Origin of the sequence: Streptomyces sp. NPDC044984, from assembly GCF_040646935.1 — a bacterium.
Taxonomy (GTDB): Bacteria; Actinomycetota; Actinomycetes; order Streptomycetales; family Streptomycetaceae; genus Streptomyces.
In genome coordinates this window covers 1-1,911 of the sequence record NZ_JBEZBE010000105.1, presented here as the reverse complement: position 1 = coordinate 1,911, position 1,911 = coordinate 1, and the positions used below count along the sequence as shown (strand labels likewise).

Below are 1,911 nucleotides of genomic sequence, written 5' to 3'. Positions count from 1 at the left end.
AAGCGGGTCAAGGAGCAACTGCGGGCGGTTCCGGGCGACGGCGTGGGGTACGGCCTCCTCCGCCACCTCAACGCCGACACCGCGCCCGCCCTCGCAACCCTCACCGAGCCGCAGATCGGCTTCAACTACCTCGGACGCACGATCTCCGTGTCCTCGGCCGACTGGACACCGCTCGACCGGCCGGGCGGACTCGACGGCCCGGTGACGGCACTGCCGCACGCGCTCGAGATCAACGCCATCGCGAAGGACGGCCCCGAGGGCCCGGTGCTGTCGGCGACGTTCGCGTGGGCGGGCGGTCTGCTCGACGAGGCGGAGGTGCGGGAGCTGGCCGAGCGGTGGCTGCGGGCGCTGGAGACCCTCGCGGGCACGGGTGCGGAGAACGGCGGCCACACGCCGTCAGACTTCCCCCTCGTACCGGCCCTCACCCAGGAGCAGGTGGAGGCCCTGGAGGCCGCCCACCCGGGCCTGGAGGACGTCCTCCCGCTCTCCCCGCTCCAGGAGGGCCTGCTCTTCCACGCCCACTACGACCACGAGGGCACCGACGTCTACACCGCCCAGGTGGAACTCGACCTGGAGGGGCGGCTCGACGAGGCGGCCCTGCGCGAGGCGTGGACGGCGCTGCTGCGCCGGCACGCCAACCTGCGGGCCGCGTTCGTACCCGACACCGCCGACGTCCCCGTCCAGGTGATCGTCCGCGACCCCGGCCTCCCCTGGCGCACCGTCGACCTGCGGGCCCTGCCCGAGGCGGACGCGGAGGCGGAAGCCGGCCGGGCCGCCGCCGAGGAGCGCGCGAAGCGCCTCGACCCGGCGCGGGCACCGCTCATGCGCCTCACCCTCCTTCACCTGAGCGACACCCGTCACCGCCTCGTCCTGACGAACCACCACATCCTGTTCGACGGCTGGTCGGTCCCCGTCCTGGCGAAGGAACTCTTCACCCTGTACGCCGGCGCGGAACTGCCGCCACCGACCCCGTACCGCGACTACCTCGCCTGGCTCGCCGCCCAGGACGGGCAGGCGGCCGAGCGGGCCTGGGCGGACGCGCTCGACGGGGTGGAGGAGCCGACCCTGCTGGTCCCGGACGCCCAGGCCGTCACCGCCGGGGCACCGGACGTCCCCGCCAGGATCGACGCGGAGCTCCCCGCGCCGACCGTGACGGCGCTGCGCCGACTGGCGCGGGAGGCGGGCCTGACGGTCAACACCCTGGTGCAGGGCGCCTGGGCCCTGCTGCTGTCCCGGCTGACCGGCCGCGACGACGTGGTCTTCGGTACGACGGTCTCCGGCCGGCCGCCCGAGATACCCGGCATCGAGTCCATGGCGGGCCTGTTCATCAACACCCTCCCGGTCCGGGTCGTCCTCGACCCGGCCGAGCGGCTGGCCGACCTCCTGCTGCGCCTCCAGACCGCCCAGTCGAAGCTGCTGGCCCACCAGCACGTCGGGCTGAGCCGGATCAACAGGCTGTCCGGTCTGCCGCGGCTCTTCGACACCCTCGTCGTCTTCGAGAACTACCCGGTCACCGAGGCGTCCGTCCCGTCCCCGGGTCTGGCCGTCGGCGGCTCGAAGGTGCACGACGCGACCCACTACCCGGTGACCCTCGCCGCCGGACTCCGCGACGACGAACTGTGGCTGCGGCTCCACTACATGCCGCACCTCCTCACCGAGGAGGCCGCGCGTACGCTCGCCGGCCGGTTCACCGCACTGCTGCGGACGCTCGCCGACGACCCCGCCCGCCCGTCCGGCACCGTCGAGGTCCTCACCGCCGGGGAGCGGCACCGCATCCTCGCCGACTGGAACGACGCCGACGCGGATTCGGTGAGGCCCGCGACGAGTGTCGTCGAGGCGTTCGCGGCGCAGGTGGCGCGTACGCCGGAGGCCGTGGCCGTCCGCTGGGACGGCGGCGTGCGGACGTACCGC

The 1,911-nt window shown here is 74.3% G+C and carries 1 protein-coding gene; it reads left to right on the top strand.

Annotated features, from left to right (window positions below; genetic code table 11):
* Positions 1 to 1,911 (top strand): condensation domain-containing protein (locus AB0A94_RS38640; protein ID WP_361751715.1); only part of this gene is annotated, 1,911 nt, incomplete at both ends.